This window comes from Sphingomonas sp. TX0543 (assembly GCF_048565505.1).
In the GTDB taxonomy this organism is placed as follows: Bacteria; Pseudomonadota; Alphaproteobacteria; order Sphingomonadales; family Sphingomonadaceae; genus Sphingomonas.
The window spans coordinates 3,044,146-3,063,824 of the sequence record NZ_JBLZUS010000002.1; the positions used below are offsets into that span (position 1 = coordinate 3,044,146).

The window sequence follows — 19,679 nt, forward strand, 5'->3', positions numbered from 1 at the left end:
CGCTGTCACAATGCCCGGTGCGCTTCTCATGCCCATCTCCATTTTCAGGGGTGCATTCGTGACAGACAACGAAAATCCAAGTGGGGACGTTACCGATCCTCTTGATGAAGGGGCGGCGGAGGCGGCCGCTCCCGTTCGCCCGTTGATCACCGCGACGATGATTGCGGCGGTCGATCTCACCGAAATGCTTGCCCCCGTAGCGGACCAGGACGAACATGCCGTCGAAACCCGCCTCTACGCGGTCGCCAGGGAAGCTCGCGAGGCCGGCGCCGATACGCGCGCCGACACGCTCGAGCTGCTGGCGGGGATCATGACGATCGCGGTGCGGCCGGACGACGAGAACAATCCGTTCGGGCCCAAGATTGTGCTCGAAGGTCGGCGTAGCATGATCCCCGATGACATTGTCGGCGAACAGTCGGCGATCCTAGCCAATCTTGTCGATACGCTGCCGAACGTGCATCTGCGCGCGAAGATCGGTGATCTCGCTTTCTACAATAGCCGCAAGCACTGGAAGGCCGCCGCCACGGCGATCACCGCTTATTGCGCGATCGCCCGCGGCAGGCTCGACAATACGATCGCGCCGCGCTGGCCCGAGCGCGCGGAATCGATTCTGGATGTCGTCTCCCCGCTCGCGCGGGCGACGGCGCTATCGGGGCTGACCCGGAAGCGCGGCGACGTCTCCGCGGACCTGACCGATACCTTGCGGGCCTGCTATGACGCGGCTCTGACCGGCCGGCACTATGTGGCATTCGTCAAGATCGCGGAGCGTGGTCTTCACTACAAGATCTTGGAGTTCGCCACCGTGGCTGACGACGCGGAGACCCTGGCCGATGTTTCCCCAGCCGATACCTATCCCGAAGCTTTGAAGCGCGTCTTGCTAGTCGCGGCATCGTGCCACGATCGGCTCGGCCGGAACGACGACGCCGCACGATGCGGAATGGCGGCGGCCGAGCAGACGCTCAAGATGCGCGACCAGTCCGATCAGCCAACCGTCAAGGCGCATTGGACCAAGGCCGCAATCGGCGAGATGCGAAGCATTCCCGGCTCGCGCGAGCGCGTGCAGACGCTGCGCGAAGAGCTCCGCTTGTTGCAGATGTCGGCCAACGACGATTTCGGGACCTTTCACACGCCCATCGATCTCGCCGATGATCAGAAGGTTATCGCCGAGCACTTTGCAGGAATCGATTTCGCCGAGGCCTGCATCCAGTTCTGCATGATGGCGGAGCCGGCTTCCAAGCAGGATCTGCGTAAAATCGCCCTTGAACTGGCGGAGCAGCATCCGCTCGGCGCCTCAATCGGCGCGAGCTATTACGATTCTGAGGGCCGCGAGATGGCGCGGGTGCCACCGTTCACGATGGGCGAGGAGCCATCCGACGACTGGTATCGCGCTGAAGCTGTCCGGCACATGGACATCGCCATGTTCCAGCAGGTCCGCGGCAAGATCGAGCCTGCGCGGATCGCCATCGCCGACCGCATCTCGATTCAGGAACGGCACCTCCTCCCGATCGCGGAGGCCAGTGCTTTTGTGCCGCAAGGACGCGATGCGATGTTCGCGATGGGCTTTGCCCGCATATTCCAGGGCGATTATGCGAGCGCGGCCCATTTTCTGTTTCCACAGCTCGAAAACTCGCTTCGGCACATTCTAATGATTTCGAATCGCGACCCGTCGAAGATCGAGCAGGACCTCATCCAAGGTGATCGGACCTTGTCAGCATTGCTCGACGTGAACCGCACCGAACTCGAAGCAATCCTTGGTGAGGACGTCGTCCATGAGATCGACATTCTGTTCAACTTTCGGCCCGGGCCCGCGCTGCGCAACGAACTTGCACACGGGAAGCTGCCCTGGGGAGCATTTTTCCATCACGCGACCATCTTCGGCTGCTGGTTCATCTTCAACCTGACGTGCCGGCCGCTATTCCGCGTCTGGCGCGAGCAAATCGCCCCCCGATTAAGGGAAGAGACGATCGACCTGGCGTGATCTTCTGGCAGGGTCGGAGATCGGCCGTTCATTCGCCGAGCCGGCATCTCGGCGCTGTCCAAGACAATTGCGCCGGATTGGCATGCGTCTTTGCCGCCGGACTGCTAGAGCGACACCATGAGCGATCGTCCACCTCTTATCATCTTCCTCGACACCAATGTTCTCGTGCAGGGACGGGCACTGCACGACTTGCCTTGGTCGGAACTCGGAACCGGGCCGATCGACCTCGTGCTGTGCGGCCCCGTCATTCGCGAGCTGGACCGCTTGAAGACGCGGCCAGGCCGGGCTGGAAAAGTAGCGCGCGCCTACAGCACCAAGATTCGCGAACTGATGAGCAGCGCAGAGAAGAGCGAAGTCCTTGTCGAGTCAAATCCCCGCGTCATGCTGCGGCTCGCACCGGGCAAGACCAACCTTGCTCCGCAACGCCAGGGTCTCGACATCGGTCACGACGACCAGGCCATCATCGACCAGGCGCTCGCCCGGCTCGATCAGGATGAAGACGTCGTCTTGCTAACCGGCGACAATTTCGCGGCGCTGGCTGCCGACGAGTTCGGGCTCCCCGCTCGATTGATGCCCGATCATTGGCTCAAGGAGCCTGAGAAGGACGATAGCGCCCGCGAACTTGCTCGGCGCGATGCCGAAATCGCCCGTCTCAAGGCGACGGAGCCTAAGCTCGAACATCGCTTCATCCATGCGGACGGGAGCGAGATCGAACGGCTCGAGGTCACGATGAAGCGCTACCAACCGGTAACCCCAGAGGAGGTTGATCGGCTCGTCGCTCGTGTCGCCGCCCTCGCGCCTATGGCTGCCGTCACGCCCCTAGCCGCGGCGAAATATGCGAAGCCGCAGGCGACTGGCCGCGGATTCGATTTGTCGGAGATCAGCTACCCGAGCCTGGGCATGACCCCGGTCACTCAGGCCGACGTCGAGAAATATGAAAGCGACTATCGTGAGTGGCTCGCTGGCGTCCGCAACATATTTGCCGGCTTCCATGCGGAATGGAACCGCCGCCGGGAATGGCCACGGGCGATCTTCTGCGCGACCAATACCGGTTCACGGCCCGCTAATGACGTGCTAGTCGAAGTCGAGGCGTCGGGCGACTTCGAACTGAGTGGGTATCGCCAAGAGGGTGACGACGACAAGGGTCCCAAGCGAGGTAACTGGCTCAAGCTTTCGCTGCCGCCGACACCGCCCAAGCCGATGCCGCGGTCGGTCGGCATGCTGGCGCACGATTGGCTAGGACGCGATCCGTCCGCGCTGTCGCGACCGTATTTACCGACAATGCCGCCTCGACGTGATGACGATGCCTTCTATTGGAGGGAGGGCAGGTCCGATCCGACCAAGGTGCTGTCGCTCGAATGCAAAGCGTGGCGCCATGGCCGTGACGAGGAAGAGTTTTCCTTCCGGGTCTGGGCAAGCGACCAAGGTGAGGTCCGGGGCTTGATAACTGCCCGCGTCAATGCGTCTAACCTGAGCGCCCCAGCTGAACGCCGCCTGCCGTTGCGGATCACGTTCGAGGACCACGAGTGCCTGACGATGGCGGAATCGTTGGTCGATGACTTCGCGATCCGATTGGGCCGCCGCTAAGGTCCCGGAGTCAGGCGAGCACTGAATGTCTGATCCTGAAAAGATCTGACGTTCAAAATGAAGCTTGGGAATGGCAGCAAAGTCCCAACGACGGTCATCGTTGCTTCGGCCTCATGCAAGCTGAGGAGACGAGGTTAGGCGCTGCGGCGCTTGCTTACGCGCTCCCCATCATACGCCGCATGGCCTCGACTATGCATCCACCCGTTGGATCGGACCGTGAATTAGACGGATGACCTGCCCGTCGGCTGATCGACGGGTTTCGATCGACACACGCCGGTTGGCGAGGTCAGGACCTCGGAACCAGTGAATCGCTCGGCATGGGTCGACCTCGCTCGAACGAGCGCCGGCTGGACCTGCCGTCCAGACGAACCATCGCTGGTCGAGCCCGACCGACCGCCGAAACCACCGACGTCCAACAGGTTCCTCGACGACGATGGCGAAGGCATCAGTATGGAGGTCAGTCATTCGCAGGATCGCGGCGATGGTGCTGACCCGGAAGCGGTCGGCAACCTCATCGACCAGCGCCATCTTCATGGGCAGGCCGGCAATCATCGGGCCGACCAGAAAGCGGGGCATGAGCAGCGAAGCAGCATAGCGATCCGCTTCGCGCTCGGCACCTGCGGTGGCTGCCGGTTCAGTGGGGTCAGCATCCTGGCAGATCAGGCGCTGCCCGCGATGATGGTGCCAATGACCGAGCTCGTGCGCGACCGAGAAGCGCTGCCGCACCGAACTGGCGTCGGCATCGATGGTAATGATCGCGCGGTCACCGAGGCCGACGATCCGGGCATCACCACGGCCTAGCGAGCGAAGGCGCACGCTCGCCCCAACCATGTAGGCAATCACCTCGAGGTCGATCTCATTGGGCTCGGTGATGCCGAGGTCGTGCAGCAGCTGCTCGGCCGGATCCCCTACTGTCACCGCTCAGGCGGGGCCTTCGCTCGTTCCAGTTCGGCAAGGTCGTCGAGCAGCGCATCGAGATCGTGCGGCGAGGCGCCGCGCGCCGCCAGGGTCAGCGGGGTGTCGGCACCCTCCGCCATCATCGTGGCAAGTCGGGCACGCGCCTTGGCGCGGTCGAACGGCACGACGATATCGTCCTGGCCGCCAGCGTCGAGCATTGCCCGGACGTCGCGCAGGCGGCGTTTCTTGGCCATCAGCATGGCCTGCTCGACCTCGAAGCGGAAATCGTCGAGATCATTGTCGGCTTCCAGGAACGCGTCGAGACGACGGATCCGGGTAAGTTCGTCATCGGACTGAGTCACGGCATGCTCCGGTTTGCGGTGGCGGCGGCAAGCCGACGCCTCAGTTTCTTGCGCTCGTCAGCCAGCTGCCTGGTTGTCAGCCCCAGCCGTTCTTCAAGGGCCTTGCCCCTCAGTCCATCCATGATGGCATCGAGCAACGCCAGCAGCTGCGGGTCTCCGGCTAGCGCGGCCCGGACCGAAGCGATGGTGCGTCGGTAATGTAGCGCGTCGTGTCCCGCCTGCTCGGGCGAGACCATCGGCGATGCGGCGTCGTAGCCGTCCTCGCCGAACACACCGATCAGCACCGGCCGGTTGCCCTCGGCCTCCGCCTCGCGCTCCGCCGACATCATGCTTTTCATGACGCCATTGATAACGCTGACGATCTCCATACCCACCGGGCATTTGCGTCGTCCCTCAAGCAGACGCGCCATCGCCTCCTGACGCAGGTCGGCCGCGAACACTTGATCGCCTTGCGCGATGAACCGCGACACGGTTTCGATCCTGTGGAAGTCGTCCCGCGATAGTGCCAGCAGCATGGAGCGGATTTCTTCCGGATCATGATAGCTGGGCCGAAGCGGCAATTGGTCAGACGAAATACCGGCCTCCTTATCCATAATGCCGACGAGATCGGCTTTTCGGACGGGAAGATGGAAAATTTCTTTCCGCCTGTCCGAATCTCGCCGGTCGTCGGCATTATGGTTTGAAGCTCTATCGATCTCCCCGCCCTGCAGGTCATCTGGCCTGCGTCGGTTACAGGTCGCTGGTCGTCGCAATGATGATCCCGCGAATGAGCAGATGCGCGACCATATGAGCACGATCCCTCGCTAGAAGTCTGTTCCTCATGTTCACGATCTGCTGGTCGACAGTGCGAGGGCTGCTACCGAGCCCCTTCGCGATCTCCTTGCTGGAATACCCCTTGATGACGAGGCGGGCCACCTCTTCCTCGCGCGGCGTCAACGTGATGTGCGGGTAAGACGTCATCTTCGATTTCCTGGATCTGTTTGCAGACCCAAGGGCGCCCAAGCCCTGCGCAGGCAGGTGCTGCCTGCCTGTCTATCCGTACTTTTACCTATTCGTCCTCACGGATTCACAGGCCCGCTGGGCCTGTTAGCGTCGCCCGCATCTAACGCGGAGCGACTATGAACCGACCAACACACCCCGTCAGCGATGCCATGCTCGAGCGCCTGCGCCTGGAGATGTCGCACTATTCGAACTTCGTCGACCTCATCCTCGACGATCCGGACAACCGGTATGGCGGCGAGGACGGCCAAACGACGTTGGTCGAGATGCTTAGCCTGCTGATCGGGCTCACCGGATCTGAAGACGATGCGATCGCCTGGCTGATCAATTCGCGCGGGTTCAACGATGCGACGAAGGACGATGTCTGCGTGGGCCTGGCGCACGGGGATTTCTGGACGCTGGCGGCCCATACCGACTGGCTGCGCGTTATCGACACCTATCGGGACCTGTGCCCCGGATTGATCAAGACCGTCTTTCGTAAGGGCGACGCCCCAATGGGTGATACGCCGTGACCGCACCCGATCTGGGGCTGGGGCTGCTTCTGAGCGGTGCGATCTTGCTGGCGGCGGGTGAGATCGGCAAGAGCCGACAGGTGCGGACCATTGGCCTAGGCGTGCTGTTCAGCGGCTGCGCGATGACCGTCATCAGCCTACTGGCCGCGTCGATCCTGACGGGGGCGTGACGATGGCGAACACTGGCGACCGATCTCCCACGGCGCACGACATCAACGAGGCAGAACGCTTGGCTCGTGCGCTTCATTACGCCGAGGTCCTGCGCGAACGCCCCGAACTCGTGATCGCGGCGGCAACCCGGATCGCCCAGGTCGTCGGGGCAGGCGAGGCCACGCTCGGTCAGCGGCTCTGGCATGCCCTTCTCGGTGAGCCCCTCGACATGATCATCCGATGCATGACGGCGGATGATGCCGACGGGTGCCTGCTGCGATCCAACGACCCGTTCTCGATGCTGATCGGGCAGGCCGACGTCGAGGCGCGCCGTCAAACGCGCCGGGATGCTAGGGACCGATGTCGGTGACCGACCCGGTATCATTTGATCCGTTGCGCTTTGGTCGTGTCGATGTCGGCGCGTGGCCGCGTCGACAGCTTCGCCTCGCGTCCCCGCCTCCAATCGTCTTTCATCTGAGCCGACCGATGATCGGTTACCGCTCATGTCCGCGTTTCCCGGGCGAGACGCCGGTATCGATGAGATCGGTGTTCCTGCCCTTGAGTTTGATCTCCCGCAGGCTGCCTGTCTGCGTGATCCCGGCGGCCTGACCGGCGATACCACGCTTTGCTGGCGCGGTGTCCGGGGCTTGGCCCGGCGGCAACACAGTTGCGGCGGCCGGCACATCTGCGGCGGAGGTCGGGTCGCGGCTCTGCGGCATTCGATCAGCGGCGCGGTTCTCCGCCATTTGGATGCGTGCCCGATCGAGATCGGCCTGAACCCGCCTGATGGTGTCGTTCGCGTCCATCGCGGCGGTCACGAGCCGGTGGATCACGACGTTTCGACGGTCCGCGAGCGCTGTGCCCGCCGGCGGGATCGGGATTTGGCGTACCGCCAGACGCAGACGGTCGCGCACCGCCCGATGCGCTGTGACCAGCTGGTTGTCTGCGGCAGCGCTGGTGCGGTCTACGACGTCGCAGGTGTGTTCGAGCGCGCGACCGACTCCTGTACGCAGTTCGGCGGGCTGGATGCGTTCGGCTTCATCCTGGGCAAGGCCGATGGCCGCCTGCGCCAGGCGCCGCATCGTCTTTTGCCGTGCTGCTTTCAGCCGCTCAGCGGCATCGAGCAGCGTCTGCCGTATCCACCGGGCATGGTCACGCAAGGCCGCCAGCTGCGCCTCACGCGCCTCGAGCGCCGCCAGTCGGCGCGCCAGCGCGGTTTCGACCTGGCCGACCTTGCCACGCGCGGGTGCCGCCATCCCACGCTCGCGGTTCGACTGTGCCGTGTAACGCTTGTCGATCCTGGCCTCGGCCAGCGTCGCGTTGACCGCATCGACCACGGCGCGGCGGCGCGTGACGATGCCCTTGGGCGTGTTGATCTCGGTCCGCTTGGCGGCACCGAACGACCATTCGCAGGTGCCAATGCGCGCGCACGGCCGCATCGAATAGACGAGGTGCAAATGGTAGTTGCGCTGGTCGCCGGCCGCGTCCGGCAGATGAAGCCCGACCGTATAGCCGAGGCCCTGTTTCTCCAGTTCCGCACAGATGCGCTTCGCGGCGTCGCGGCGCTCGCTCGCATTCAGCTCGGCCGGTAGCGCGATGACCTCGACGATATAGACATTGGCGTTGGCGCGGTCGTGCGCCTCGAGCATCTCGAGCGCGCGGTAATGGGCGACCAGTTCGTTGCGGTCCGCCGCGATATTCGACCACCAGCCGAGCTCGCCGTCTTCCAGCGCCTCCTCTCGCACCGAATAGAGCGCCGCGCGTACCGCCTCGCCCGCCCGCCAGCGCCGTCCTTTCGTCGAGCCGAAGCCGCGCGCGGTAAACGCGTAGTGGATGGAATGACAGCCGTCAGGACCCCGGGCATTGGACATGCCGGTCGTCCCCATCAGCATCTGGTCGACGGCGCGGGTGAAGAGCCGGCGCGGCGTCCGGTTCTTCGTACCCGGACGATCTGCCTCGGGCACCCGGATCACGAGGCGCTGGTTCAGCAGCCTGTCGAGTTCGGCTTCGCTTCTGGCTTTGCGCCGACGGCTGGCCTGGTCCTCGATCTGCTGCTCCCGCTTGCGGCGGCTCGACAGGTTGCGCGCGCTGCGTGCGCCAGCGAGCACGGCGGACGCCTCCACCGACCTTGCCTTCAGCGCTGCATATTCGACCTTCACCCGCCTTGCCCTTCCTGTCTGGTCGAGGGGGTGGATGGGCCGTTTGTCTGCCGTCGCAGAACAAACCTTTATCGCGCACCACCCCCTCTACCTCCCACCTTCTGGCACTGTTCTGCCTGGGGGTGCCTCCACCGACCCGGGGTAAAAGTCGGATGGCGGCTTTGTCGTTTTACCCTGGGTAGGTTGAAGCGCGCCGCTCGCCGGGCCGGCAACGCCCGGGGGCATGGACACCGTCACCACCCCGCCTTTTGATCGGCTGCAAAGGATCGCCCACGACTTCGCGGCGACCGAACAGAGGATCGCCGACAGCCTCGCCATCGTCGCAGAGAGTGCCGCCGAGCTTCGGCGTCAGTACCGCGCCGTCGACAAGCGACGTGGCGGGCCGGGCTCGGCTGACGCCCGCAAATATGCGCTCGGCTCGGTCCTCGTTATGGTCGGGCTCGACGGCGTCAGCGACACCGCGCTCCTCGGGCTGTTCGCGCATCCGGCGCGGATGGCGCGCTGGATCACCGCCGCTATCTCCGCGGGGGCAGGGCCGATGATGGGCGACATCATCGGCTCGATCTTCGCCGATTCTGCCCGGCTCGCCTGGTGCGAGCAATGGGGCCGGATCCTGCAGTGGCGCCGCCGCAAGGCGCTCTACGCCGAGGAGGTCGAGCGCTTCCTCACGACCGGACCGACCGATCCGAAGGCATCGTGGCGGACGCGACCGATCAGCGTCGGCCAAAGGGGGCTCGTCGCCACGCTCTGCGAGCTGCTCGCCGTCCCCGACCCCAATCTCAAGACCCGCGGCGAGGCCTTCGAATGGCTCCGCCTGCACAACGGCAACCCGACTTTCTGGCGCGAGCCTTCGCTCCCGCCCAACCTGGAGTACGACCATGGATGACATGACCACGATCGACGACGATCTCGCCGCGTACAGGCGGCTCGCCGAGGAGTATGACAAGGCGGTCGCACGCTATAACGCCGAGGTGGAAGCAGGCCGTATCGGCATCGAAGCCTATTCGCACATGGCCGCGCTAGGCGGAAAGCTCGCCCAGGCGGCTGACGAACTGAAGGGCCGCATCGACGCGGCGCAGCGTGCCCTGTGACGGCGGCCTATCGAAACCACATCGCGGCCAACGGGCGCAAGACGGATGTGCCGAACCTGCTCCTTGGCCTCATGGCGAGCGACGGTGATCCCGTGGGCCTGGTCCGCGACATGCACGAACGGATCTACGCCGGTGGCATCGGCGAGGACCAGTTCGACCGGCTCCTCTTCAGCCCGTCGACCATCGACATCCGCACCCTGCCGCCGGCGATCCTCGACACCAAGGAAGCTGTGGTCCCACTGGAGCTCATCCCGGCGACCAGGGAGGATCTCGATTGCTTCCTGCGGCGCATGATGGTGGCCACCGGGCGAGATTTCGAACCCTGTGAATTGGTCGGTGACTGGTTCGGAGGTCGGTCGCCCGAACGCGGCTTCGATGACCATGTCGGCCGCCTTTGGCAGCTGCGTGGCGAAGAGCGAGGTCTTTACACCGCGCTCGTCGGCGGACGTTTCGGCTCAGTCATCCGCCATCTCCAGCAGAGCGAGATGACGACTGACGCGAGGAGGCGCCTGCGCGACCTGCTCGTCGGGCAGGCGATGATCTGGTGCGCCCATGACGTCCAGTTGGTCGTCGCACGGCTGACCAAAGCACCGGACTATGGGCACCTGCTTCCGGCTAATCGCTCGCTCGAGGGTTCGCTCAACGACCTGCGCGACCGCCGGATCGCGCTCGACAAGGTGCTCGACCTGTTCTTCGGCTCGGGCGAATGGCGCCAGCGCGAGATCCAGCCGGCCTGGTCGGGCGTCAACATGTCGCTGACCCAGCACGCCGACCCCATCATCCGACGCACCGCCAAACACGTTGGACGCGCTGATCGGAACGTCGACACCAGGGTGTCGCTGACGGACCTCGCCGCCATGATGCAGCGGATTGCCGCCCAGCTTCGCGCCGATCCGTTGCTGGACCGCACGGCAACGCCGCGCACCCGGAATGTCGAGGCCAAGGCCTATGCCACCGGCTGGTACGGCCTCTCGCCATTGGCCGCCATGAGCGTCGCCATCCGCCGCCTGATCCAGGCCGAGCAGCAATTGCCCGCCATGATCGATGCGGTGATCGCCGGGAAGGCGTCGGCGATGACCATCCTGCAGCCGCTGCCCGCCTATCCCGACGGAAAGCTGCCCCCCTTGTCGGTCAACCGCCAAGTTGGGCTGCTCGACTTTTACCGCGACGCCGTGTTGGCCGATGGCAGCGCTAATAATTCAGACCCGTGGAAGGCCATCAAGGCGTCCCGAGAATTCCTTGAGAAGCGAGGCGGGCGCCACTTGGGCGCTCATCACGGTTCCGCGAGCGACCCGCATCGGGCCTTCTACCTTCTCGACGTCATACCTGAGCATCGGTTTGCGATTGGCTGACAGCCTTCGCAGGCTCCGTCTGGCAAGAATGCGCACATGCGGCCGCTCGGGGCTCAATCGGACTTCCCAGCTTCGGTCATTCGTTCATGTGCCGGACCAATCGCTTCGGAGTAGTGCGATAAGCGGTCGGCACGCCAAGGGATGGCGGAGAAGGATGTCGTTTGGCGCTCATATACGCCAAACAAAATGGTGGCCGTGCGCATACGACACGGCCCCATTCCCCATCGATGAGCGGAAAGGTGACGCCCACCGACGGTGCGGTATTTGTTATCGAGTTCCAAACGCCGGGACGCCTAGCCTGCTGGCGATCTGCGGATCCAGTCGATACGCGACCGCTTCAAGGTCACGCTTGCTGATGAACCTTAAGACACCTGGCTTGGTGCCGTCTGCTCGAACGAAACGGCCATCCTCTCCCTCCAGCAGGATCGCGCGCGCGAAAGTCTCGATGTCGTTGGGCAGGCGCCTCCGTTCCTTGCCGATCTGATACGTCCCCTTGATGATTGCCGGGAAGCGATCCTTGCCCTCCTTGTCGATCAGGGCGAACTGCGTGTTGTGAGCCATTTCCGAGCCTCCGTTGTTGGCGGCCGCATCAGGTAGCCGCATCGTCTTTGCCAGACCAATGGCTTCCAAGACGGCGTATATGCCGTCTTGCTGCAATTGGCGTCGCGATCTACCGATCCCATGAGAACGGAGGGAAAATGCGATCAGGCGACAGGCCGTTCGCGCTGGATCAAACGGCGCAGCGGAGAGACCCCAATATGGCGATGCTGTTCTTCTATCCGAGGTCGCACGCCGCGGTATTCGCGTCCGCGACAGGGCAGACGATCCATGACTTCATCGTTTCCCGGACCGGGACCGCGCTCCTCATTGGCGCTGTCCTTGCTGCGCCGTCTCGCCCACCTGTCGTCGCCTTGGAGCCGTTTCTTGCCGCCCTGCTAGGTGATACTGCGTTCACCGATGAGATGAAGAAATACACTGGCCGACTAATAAGGCAGGTGATCGAGCATCTGGGCGGGTCATTCGTCCGTCGCAGTGTTAAGATCACCGTCCCGTCGCGATATGGCAGCGGATCGATCTACAGCTTCAGCAGCGGCTTTGCCGTGAATCATGATGACGCTGCCGTCGCCAAGGTTGGGAAGGAAGTCGAATGGGCAGCCAAGCTGCGCGGGTAACCGCGTGTCTCTCCGGACGATTGGAGTGCGGCAGCTGTTTTCCTTGGCGCCGGCGTCCCGCGACAATGGGCCGGTGGCTACCTTGGCAACTGAGACCCAATGTCGGGCGTTCGCCGCCGGTTAGACGCTGCCCGAAGGCGGTCGCTCGTTCAGGTGACGAGCTGCCGAGTGCGCCGCTTGTCGTCAGGCGGGCTTCGGCTGTCGATTCTAGGAAAGCACGCCTATGTTCAGCCAATAGCCCGAAGCCGCAAAAACCAAAAGCTGATACTCAGGCTCTCTACCGGCCAATCGACTTGGGGCGTTAGCTCAGCTTGCGTGCTTGGCAATGGGGCCTTGCTTAGGTGACGTGGCCTGAGACTGGTCCCGACGACGATTGCGTTTGCTGGGCGCGATCCGGAAGGTCTGCGCCTTCACGATCGCTCCGGTCTTTGCCGCGATGTCGGCAGACGTCGCGTTGAGCATCGTGGCGATGTCCTCGCAGGTCGGCGTGGAGCCGTCCGGCATTGCCCCCTTCGCCTTCTGCCCGAGATCGACGATCAGATAATGCCGTGCCTGACGCGCGGCGTGAGGAGATACTGGTCCACCAGCTGCGAACGGCACTTGTCGAGCAGCTCCTCATATTTCCAGCCGTGCAACAGCTTAATCTCGATCACGACGATTGCGTCGCCGGTGCCGCGCAGTTCGATGCGGAGGTCGGTTCGGGTCGCGCTGGACGTCTCGGCTTCCTGCACGATCGAGAACCAGGGCCGCCGCCGGCTGTCCAGCGCATGGCCCAGCCAGGCCCGGAAGTCCGATTCTAGGATGGTGATCGGGAAGAGACCCCGGCGATCGAACTCCGCGGTCGCGAGTTCCTCCTCCAAGTCCGCGACCATCGCGCTGACCCGCGCGAGGAGTTCATCGCCGGACGCGGGGGCTTCGGCGAGATCGCTACCCATTCCGATTATCGTGGCGTGCGACCAGGGGCGCGGCTTTACCGCCTGCTGACCATAGCGGTGGCGCCAGCGATCGGCCCATTCGGACGATACCGGGACGACATGCGCTTCGAGCAGTCGCTCCAGTGCATCGCGCTCAGCAGTATCGAAGTCGGCGCTCAGCAGTTCTCCGATGCTGCTGCGCAGGTGCTGGAGATTGTCGCGCTCGCCCACCGAATGCGGCCCTTCCTTCATCTTAGGGTCGTCGCTGGGTGCGACATGGGAGTAGGCTAGGTCGGCGAAGCGGTAGCGGATGTCGAGCGACGCGGGCGCGGCCTTGGACTCCTTGTCGAACAGCCGGAAGTAGATGCCGAGCCCGTCGGCGACGATCGACGCATCGAGCGTCATCCAGCCGAGCAGCGAGCGGAGAGCACCTTCGTCCTTCTCTGCCCAGAAGGGTAGCCAGTTCAGTGCGCGTCTGACCGAGCCCTCATGCCATGCCTCGCGCGCGTGCCGCGCCGCGAAGGCGGGGAGCAGCTCCTCGATCTTAGGGTCGGCACGCAGGATCCCGACGATCCGCTCGATGTCGATGCCATCTATCACGCGCAATGACGCGATGGCGGCGAACAGCGGTGCGGATAGAGGCGTCCTGATCTCCTCGTCCAGGTGAGAGACGATGGAGAGGAACCGGCTGTATGATCCCGCTTCGCTGTTGGTTGCCGAGGCGATCTCGTCGGCCAGAAGCGGCGTGACCAGCTCCTTCCACGCCCCCAGGTTTGCGAGCGCCAACCCGGTTGCCCAGTCCGGCCAGTCGGTCGCGAATAGAAGCGCCGCCCGCATCGCCGCGGTGGGGTCGACGCCAGGCATCGACCGATCCGCTTTCCATGCGTACTTGAAGCCGGCCTGCGCGAGGATGTCGGTTCCGAGGACTCGCCGCCCGCGATCGACGGGCCGATAGGTGCGCGCGTATGCGCGCGCACCGTCGATCAGCACCGCGCCCAGGCGCTCGCCGAAGCGTTTGACGAGATCGGCTTCCAAAGGCGGATCGTAGCGCTCGCCCAGAACGAGGCTGGTGAGCAATGTGGAAGCGGTGCCTCGGCGCAGCGATGCCCAGCTGCGCCATATGTCCAGGCGAAGGCGGATCGCGGCCGACATCCGGTTAAAGAATGCGCGGGCCCCTGCGTCCGGATCGTATCTCCTCCAGGATCGGCGTGCGCGGTATCGGCGCCACGGCGCTAGCAGCGGGTCGGTCGTCACCTGCCTGACGACGGACCAGTCGCGCTTGCCATCTTTCGTCGCCACCCACGCGATGGTCAGCCGTGCCTTGATCCGGTCCGCCTTGGTGAAGCGATCGGCGACGAAGACGGCAGACTGGGCGTAGTCGCGTCGTTCCTCCCGGTCGCTCTGACCATAGCGTTCCAGGAACCATCGCAGGTCAGCCCGATCCGCGCCCGCGCGGTAGACCGACCAGTCGATGTGCTCGATATAGGCGAAGGCGGTATGCTTATGCCTCTCGTTGGTCGCCAGCCGTTCAAAGAGCGCGTGGCGAAATTCGGCGTTCGAGGTCAACGCCGCAGGAACGGGCGAACCGCGGCGCGACATCGAGAACGACGCACCCAGGTTGTTCGCGTGGCGGACGCGATCGTAGATGAGCAGATCGCGTTCGATGTCGAACTGGGAAGTCTCCGCGAGATACCGGGCGGTGATCTCGAGCAGCCCGCGCAGCAGGACAGTCGCCCGACGGTGCATCTTCGGCATGGCGTGCCCAAATGGACTATAGTCCGGATCGGGTGCATCGAAGCAGAGCCGGTCCAGGCCGACCAGCCAGTCCGCGAGGTCGGCCGATGGCGCGCTTGTGGCCAGCCAGCGGGCGACCGACTTCGCTTCGTGGCTGTAATCCTTGCCATGGATCTGGCTCAGTAGCGTTAGCGCGTCGGCGACGCCGATCGCGTTCGGATAGGCGGAGGTGACCAGATCGAGCAGGAAGTGATCGTTGCGGCTCCTGCCGAATGCCTCCTCGCCCGAGACGGTGGGACCGCCGGTGGAGATGAAGTGCTTGGCCACCGTGCCAAGGTCGTCGCTCCCGCCGCAGGCGAGCAGTGCCCGCATCGCGAACATCCGATCGCCCGAACTGCGCGAGAAGTCACAGAGCATTGACACCAACTTCGGTGCCGCGGACGCGTAGCGGCCCGCCTCGGCCATCTGCATGAGATGGTCGAACAGGTCGCCAACGGGCGGAACTGCGAGATGCTCGACGATGGCGTCTTCGACTTCGGGTCGCGCGAACCGGCGCAACTCGCCGACCTCGAACATGAACTCGCCGTGGAAGCGTCCCGGACCCAGTCGGAAGTGCTGCTCCAGCGCCGCCACCCGGTCCTCCAGCGCTAGGCTTCTCGGATCGCCGCCCTCGATGATCCAATGCGGCGCCGCCTTGATCATCCTGCGGAGCGTGGTCGGATCATAGGAGGCGAGCCAGGCGAGCATGCTGCCGTAGACGATCGGCACTCGCGGTTCGCCGAAGGCGCTCTTGATGAAGCGATCCGTGATCGACAGCGCCGACGCGCCCTCGTCGATGCGGTCGCGCAGCCACTGCGCGGCCAGCAGGTCCCGGGCTTCGCGACGATAGAAGCGGACCCTTGTCTGCCCGGCCGGGACGAACAATGGACAGGCCAGCAGCTGACGGATGCCGTCCGGCGACAGGGCAGCGTGTCCGCCCGCCAGCAGTTCCTGGGGATCGACGCAGTCCTTCCTCGCCGCCCCCACGGCAATATCCATCGTCTGCGCGACGATCGTGGCAAAGGCGAGAAATCGGGCTGCCCTGAGACCCGTGCTGAGGTCCAGCTGCGACCGACGCGTCTCTCCGCCCTGCTCGGTCAGGCGGCGGCGGACCGAGGTGTCGAGCAGCCCGCCGCGTGACGAGAACCGCGCCGCGAGGTCGGGCGTGCCTTCGAACTCGAGATAGGTGTCGAGATAGAGGATCGCGTCGAGGGGCGTCACGATGTCGGCGATCGCCTCGCTTTCTCTAAGCAAGGCGATGGCGTCATCGCCCCCGCGGTCTTGCGCCAGCAGGCGTACGCGAGTGCCGTCCAGCGGCGCGAAGGTGGCGTTGAACACGGAGATCGGATCGGGATCGGTCCGCGCCGCGCTCATCGCGGCGGCCAATTCGTCCAAAGCCTTCTGCTCGACGTCGTCGAACCATTCGGAACTCCGGCACGACACGAAGATCGAGATCCGACCGAAGTGCGGTCCGAGCGCGAAGCTCAGCGCACGGAGCGCATCCCGCAGTGGGCGGGCTGTCCGCGCCTGTGGAAGCTTCGCCTCATCGACGGCGTCGAGGAAAAATTCCGCCGGACGGTTGGCCTTCACCCATTCCTCGAAGCGGGCCCTGCAGTCGGGCGTTTCGTGCGCGCCCTCAAAAGGCCCCGAGCAGAGCCGTTCGACCCGGAAGAAGAATGCGTCCCGGTTCGCGCTGCGGACTTGGTCCACCTGCCGCATGAACTCGACGGTCTTGCCCGACCCCGCCTGGGCCAGAAGCGCCACGACGCGAGAGCGCTCACGCAGCCATTCCCAATTCCGCGGCTTGTCCGCCAGCGCCTCCGCCCAGTATTCGGCGGAGTCGGAGGTAGTCGCTCGCTCGAAGCGGCGATCCAGCGGGACGGTGTCGTTCGGCGCGAGTGCCATCACGCCGCCCACGACGAGCGACGGGAATTCATTCCGCCGCGACCAGCCGCGCCGCGACAGTCACGACGGCGTGCGCGCACGCGTGAGTCGTTACTACGTTCTGCGGTCGATCGATCTTCATTCCGACATACTGCAGTGCCTGAGCACGATGGTCCACCGTCAACTCGGCCACCCTTGTGCGGTGCTACATCGCCTTCATCGGGACGATCGGCGGCGGGCCGCAGTTCAGATAGCTTGGCGGGTCTGAACCTCGATCCGCGACGGCGCTGACAGAAGGAACCAGGGCGATCTGTCGGGGAGCAGCAGGCTTGCCAGCAGGGCCGTCATCGCTACCGCCGGTTGATCGGGAGCCGGAAGGCTCGGCCACGCCGCCTCCAGCCCCGCGATCGTCCAGAAGTCATGGCCGATCACGAACACTGCGTTCGTGCCGCCAATGATGTGATCCTGGCCGAACTGCCGGTAGTCGTCAGCGAGGTAGGCGTTCAGCGCGAGGTGGTCGAGATCACTGAGTGAGGCGTCGAACTCTTCGGCCAGGTCGAACAGGCTGGAGAGGCGCAGCAACGCGAGGACCAGTTCGGTCGGTTGCGCGGCCATCTCGGCGGTCAGCTGCTTCGGCTGGTTTCCCCGCGCGACCAGATAGGCCAGTGTCTTCGAGCCATCGAGATCGCACCGCGCGACCCGTCCTGCGCAGGCGACCGTCGATGCGAACATGTGTCCCAGAATCCGTTCGGCGGCATCGGTCATCCCCGCCGCCGCGCACGCCGTCATCGCCGACATGACGTAGGGTGCCTGGCAATCACTCATCGCCACGAGCGAGAGCGAATAGGTGTCGAAGATGCGATCGAAGAGCGAAGCGAGACTGTCTGCGGCCGGATCCGTATCCCGACCCATGACGCGATGCGTGTGAACCGTGAATCCCGCCCACCCGATCAGTTTCGACAGGCGGATCGGCAATTGGTAGAGATCGCCAAGGCCGCCGGTGACGAGCGCGTATCGATAGGCGTCCACGGCATCGACGACGTCGCCGATGGCTAGTTCGACCAGTTCGGCTATCTCGATGCACTGGGCGGAGAGACTCCGAATGACCGCGTGCTCGTCGCAGAACGGCAGAAGTGCTACGGCGCACGCCGCCCTGACCTCGATCTCGCGGAACCGATCCTGCGATGCCCGAGCGCGCGCGGCGAAGGTCTCCGATACGCGTTGGATGAGGTTGAGCAGAACGGCCGGTTCGTCCTTGAGAGCATCCATCATCGGCGCGACCCGATCGAGGAACTGGCGCGGATCCCACCGCGTCGGGACCGAAACATAGGGTTCCCAAAATCGCGGCAACCCCGCGCGGATCGCGGCGGCCGTGTCGGCGTCCGGCCACCCGGCCAACACGCTGCGCAAAGGGGCGTCTCCCGTGCCGGCATGCGGATTTTTGCAGAAGCTGGACGGGCCGTAGAGGTTGAGACCCCAGACCACCGGCGTCTGTGCGCCGGTGGCCCCGACGCGTTCCGACACCGCGCGGCCGATCTCGACGAGGTCAAGTGCGGGGTTGCCATCCTGCAGGAACACGTCGCCCCGGATGCAATCAAGCAACGCCGCAGTGCCGATACCGTGGCCGCCGGTCTCAGCCGCGGTCTCGTTGGATGCCGCGGTTGCCAGCAGGGTGACGCCGGGTGTGCCGAACTCGCCCATAACCTCCGATTTGAGGATCACGTTAAGATCCGAGATGAGACCGCCGGATTGGCATGCGTCGATCACCAGATACGTCTGTTTCGGAGCGGCTTCCGCGATCATCCGGAACAGGTCGGCGAGCGACAGCGCGGTGGCGGAAAGGCCATTCACTCGCGTATCCCGCAATGCCATGTAGAAGCTGCCGCTGCTTGCCGCGCCATGGCCCGCGAAGGTGATGGTCAGCGTATCCAGCGCCTCGCCTTCGAAAAGCATGGTTGCGAACGCGCCGCGAACGTCTTGAAGCGTCGGCGACAGGAGCAGGCGCGACCGCGCCGCATCGTAGTCGCCGATGCCCGGTTCGATCAGAAGTTTGAAGAGGGCGTCGGCATCCGCCTCCGCGCAGGTGAGGCTATCGAGATGGTCGTAGGCGTTGCACCCGATCGCCAGCAGGGCACGTCCACTCATCCGCAGCCCGCTTGAACTTTCCCTTGCGCTCGGCTTCGCGGTCCAGCGCGTCCTTGATTTTCTCTGCCTTCACGCGCTCGATCTCGGCGCTGAGCTCGGGGGGCACCTTGCTCATTTCCTCGCTAAGACGGGCGTAGAGTTCGGGGCCGACGTGCATTTGGGGCATGCTGACGTTACCATCGCGATCAACCCCAAGTTCGAGCTTGCGGAACATCTCCAGCATCGACTGAGCGAACGATCCGGCGGTCTTCCCATCGACGACGTTGCCGACCCTCTGCGCTGCCGCCCCCACTACACCATACATGTTTTGCGCGAACTGCCTGTCCATCTCCTCGCTGATGGGGAAGATTGTTCGACCGATCAGACTGAGATCGTTATCGGCAATGTCCTTGAACGGTATCGTCCATTCTGCCGAGATGGAATGCATCGTCGTATCGGGTTCCGGATCGCGTGCCGAATGGACCCAATTACTTCCATGGTTCATTCGCAGCACGTTGTGCTCGCTGACGAACGTCTGGCGCGTTTTTTCTTGGAGCCGACCCATTAACGCGGTGAACGATCTGTCAAAAGCTTCATCGTCCACGGGGCGTTCGAAGCACCGGATGCGGGGATCCGCATCGTCTGGATACACCTCCGGCTGTTCGTTGGCATTGGCCATACAACACTTTAGCATGGGTCGCGGATTGGCCAATAATCATTATCCG

At 64.3% G+C, this 19,679-nt stretch carries 19 protein-coding genes; 9 read left to right on the plus strand and 10 right to left on the minus strand.

All coding sequences use genetic code 11. The features are described 5' to 3' along the window. Positions 1 to 58: 58 nt before the first annotated feature. Together ACM61V_RS15245 and ACM61V_RS15250 are read left to right on the plus strand one after the other, a co-directional pair. The gene (locus ACM61V_RS15245; RefSeq protein ID WP_171007616.1) at positions 59 to 1,978 is read left to right on the plus strand and encodes a DUF4209 domain-containing protein; all 1,920 of its coding nucleotides are present in this window, start codon (positions 59 to 61) and stop codon (positions 1,976 to 1,978) included. Positions 1,979 to 2,095: 117 nt separating this feature from the next. Then, positions 2,096 to 3,565 carry a PIN domain-containing protein gene (locus tag ACM61V_RS15250; protein ID WP_419714100.1) on the plus strand — a complete coding sequence of 490 codons (1,470 nt, stop codon included), beginning with the start codon at positions 2,096 to 2,098 and terminating at the stop codon, positions 3,563 to 3,565. Between the two features lie 189 nt (positions 3,566 to 3,754). Here ACM61V_RS15250 and ACM61V_RS15255 read toward each other — a convergent pair whose 3' ends face one another. From ACM61V_RS15255 to ACM61V_RS15270, 4 genes are all read right to left on the minus strand, one after another. Beyond that, a complete protein-coding gene (locus tag ACM61V_RS15255; RefSeq protein ID WP_137787456.1) occupies positions 3,755 to 4,483 on the minus strand; it encodes an ImmA/IrrE family metallo-endopeptidase in 729 nt (242 codons plus the stop codon). Continuing rightward, positions 4,480 to 4,824, minus strand: coding sequence for a hypothetical protein (locus ACM61V_RS15260; protein ID WP_137787457.1), 345 nt, complete (start codon positions 4,822 to 4,824; stop codon positions 4,480 to 4,482). Before ACM61V_RS15260 ends, ACM61V_RS15255 begins: the two co-directional genes overlap by 4 nt. Further along, complete coding sequence (locus ACM61V_RS15265) at positions 4,821 to 5,339, minus strand: hypothetical protein (protein ID WP_419714101.1); 519 nt, start codon at positions 5,337 to 5,339, stop codon at positions 4,821 to 4,823. Before ACM61V_RS15265 ends, ACM61V_RS15260 begins: the two co-directional genes overlap by 4 nt. 214 nt (positions 5,340 to 5,553) lie before the next feature. Beyond that, entirely contained in the window at positions 5,554 to 5,784 is a 231-nt protein-coding gene (locus ACM61V_RS15270) for a helix-turn-helix domain-containing protein (protein WP_137787459.1), read from the minus strand. 191 nt (positions 5,785 to 5,975) lie between these two features. On the opposite strand from ACM61V_RS15270, the gene ACM61V_RS15275 reads away from it, so the two are divergent. From ACM61V_RS15275 to ACM61V_RS15285, 3 genes are read left to right on the plus strand one after another with little or no spacing between them, the layout of a single operon-like run. Beyond that, positions 5,976 to 6,335, plus strand: coding sequence for a hypothetical protein (locus tag ACM61V_RS15275; RefSeq protein WP_137787460.1), 360 nt, complete (start codon positions 5,976 to 5,978; stop codon positions 6,333 to 6,335). Next, positions 6,332 to 6,505, plus strand: a complete 174-nt coding sequence (locus tag ACM61V_RS15280; RefSeq protein ID WP_171007617.1) for a hypothetical protein — start codon at positions 6,332 to 6,334, stop codon at positions 6,503 to 6,505. Before ACM61V_RS15275 ends, ACM61V_RS15280 begins: the two co-directional genes overlap by 4 nt. 2 nt (positions 6,506 to 6,507) lie before the next feature. Then, positions 6,508 to 6,855, plus strand: a complete 348-nt coding sequence (locus ACM61V_RS15285) for a hypothetical protein (protein ID WP_137787461.1) — start codon at positions 6,508 to 6,510, stop codon at positions 6,853 to 6,855. Between the two features lie 124 nt (positions 6,856 to 6,979). On the opposite strand, the gene ACM61V_RS15290 is transcribed toward ACM61V_RS15285, so the two are convergent. Then, the gene (locus ACM61V_RS15290; protein WP_137787462.1) at positions 6,980 to 8,644 is read right to left on the minus strand and encodes a MobA/MobL family protein; all 1,665 of its coding nucleotides are present in this window, start codon (positions 8,642 to 8,644) and stop codon (positions 6,980 to 6,982) included. 223 nt (positions 8,645 to 8,867) lie between these two features. On the opposite strand from ACM61V_RS15290, the gene ACM61V_RS15295 reads away from it, so the two are divergent. Genes ACM61V_RS15295 through ACM61V_RS15305 form a run of 3 tightly spaced genes read left to right on the plus strand, consistent with a single transcriptional unit; the run spans position 8,868 to position 11,087 of the window. Then, positions 8,868 to 9,530 (plus strand): hypothetical protein, encoded by a 663-nt coding sequence (locus ACM61V_RS15295; protein ID WP_137787463.1) that lies wholly within the window; start codon positions 8,868 to 8,870, stop codon positions 9,528 to 9,530. After that, positions 9,523 to 9,735: a hypothetical protein gene (locus tag ACM61V_RS15300; RefSeq protein WP_137787464.1), complete on the plus strand. Its 213-nt coding sequence runs from the start codon at positions 9,523 to 9,525 to the stop codon at positions 9,733 to 9,735. The genes ACM61V_RS15295 and ACM61V_RS15300 overlap by 8 nt, the downstream gene beginning before the upstream one ends. After that, positions 9,732 to 11,087 (plus strand): hypothetical protein, encoded by a 1,356-nt coding sequence (locus ACM61V_RS15305; RefSeq protein ID WP_137787465.1) that lies wholly within the window; start codon positions 9,732 to 9,734, stop codon positions 11,085 to 11,087. The genes ACM61V_RS15300 and ACM61V_RS15305 overlap by 4 nt, the downstream gene beginning before the upstream one ends. A gap of 267 nt (positions 11,088 to 11,354) precedes the next feature. Here ACM61V_RS15305 and ACM61V_RS15310 read toward each other — a convergent pair whose 3' ends face one another. Further along, the gene (locus ACM61V_RS15310; protein WP_249341612.1) at positions 11,355 to 11,744 is read right to left on the minus strand and encodes a hypothetical protein; all 390 of its coding nucleotides are present in this window, start codon (positions 11,742 to 11,744) and stop codon (positions 11,355 to 11,357) included. 41 nt (positions 11,745 to 11,785) lie between these two features. On the opposite strand from ACM61V_RS15310, the gene ACM61V_RS15315 reads away from it, so the two are divergent. Next, positions 11,786 to 12,259 (plus strand): hypothetical protein, encoded by a 474-nt coding sequence (locus ACM61V_RS15315; protein ID WP_212742206.1) that lies wholly within the window; start codon positions 11,786 to 11,788, stop codon positions 12,257 to 12,259. 306 nt (positions 12,260 to 12,565) lie between these two features. On the opposite strand, the gene ACM61V_RS15320 is transcribed toward ACM61V_RS15315, so the two are convergent. The 4 genes from ACM61V_RS15320 to ACM61V_RS15335 all read right to left on the minus strand — a co-directional run bounded on the left by ACM61V_RS15320 (position 12,566) and on the right by ACM61V_RS15335 (position 19,633). After that, positions 12,566 to 12,763, minus strand: a complete 198-nt coding sequence (locus tag ACM61V_RS15320) for a hypothetical protein (RefSeq protein WP_137787466.1) — start codon at positions 12,761 to 12,763, stop codon at positions 12,566 to 12,568. Positions 12,764 to 12,795: 32 nt separating this feature from the next. Further along, positions 12,796 to 16,851: a hypothetical protein gene (locus ACM61V_RS15325; RefSeq protein ID WP_137787467.1), complete on the minus strand. Its 4,056-nt coding sequence runs from the start codon at positions 16,849 to 16,851 to the stop codon at positions 12,796 to 12,798. A gap of 225 nt (positions 16,852 to 17,076) precedes the next feature. Continuing rightward, positions 17,077 to 18,975: a caspase family protein gene (locus ACM61V_RS15330; RefSeq protein ID WP_137787468.1), complete on the minus strand. Its 1,899-nt coding sequence runs from the start codon at positions 18,973 to 18,975 to the stop codon at positions 17,077 to 17,079. Beyond that, the gene (locus tag ACM61V_RS15335; RefSeq protein ID WP_137787469.1) at positions 18,920 to 19,633 is read right to left on the minus strand and encodes a hypothetical protein; all 714 of its coding nucleotides are present in this window, start codon (positions 19,631 to 19,633) and stop codon (positions 18,920 to 18,922) included. The genes ACM61V_RS15330 and ACM61V_RS15335 overlap by 56 nt, the downstream gene beginning before the upstream one ends. Positions 19,634 to 19,679 lie beyond the last annotated feature (46 nt).